The sequence below is a fragment of the Escherichia sp. MOD1-EC5189 genome (assembly GCF_002966045.1).
Classification (GTDB): domain Bacteria; phylum Pseudomonadota; class Gammaproteobacteria; order Enterobacterales; family Enterobacteriaceae; genus Escherichia; species Escherichia coli_F.
Map to the genome: position 1 here is coordinate 1 of NZ_PTRX01000122.1, position 468 is coordinate 468.

At 57.5% G+C, this 468-nt stretch carries 1 protein-coding gene; it reads left to right on the forward strand.

All coding sequences use genetic code 11. The features are described from left to right. On the forward strand, positions 1–468 hold a 468-nt coding region (gene mobQ / locus ATB02_RS25835), incomplete at both ends, for a MobQ family relaxase (protein ID WP_198600612.1).

Genomic DNA, 468 nt, shown 5'->3' on the forward strand with positions numbered 1-468 from the left:
GTACCGGACTGACTCACGACTACACCCGCAAAAGCGGTGTGGCTGAGGCTGTGATTCTGACCCCCGCGACAGCCCCTGCCTGGTGTACGAACCGTGCCGAACTCTGGAATGCCGTTGAGAAGGCCGAACGCCGGAAGAACTCACAACTTGCGCGGGAAATTGAACTCGCCATCCCCCACGAACTGCCGCAGGATGCCGCACGGGAAACCGTTCTCGCCTTTGTCAGAGAAAACTTTGTCAGTCAGGGCATGATTGCTGATGTGGCGTTCCATCACATGGATAAAACAAATCCCCATGCGCACATCATGCTGACCACGAGGGCTATCGGACCTGCTGGGTTCAGCGGAAAGGTCAGGGACTGGAACGACCGGACACATGCCGAGACGTGGCGGGCATCATGGGCTGACCATGCAAACAGGGCACTGGCGAACGCCGGTTATCAGGAAGAGATAGACCATCGTTCATACG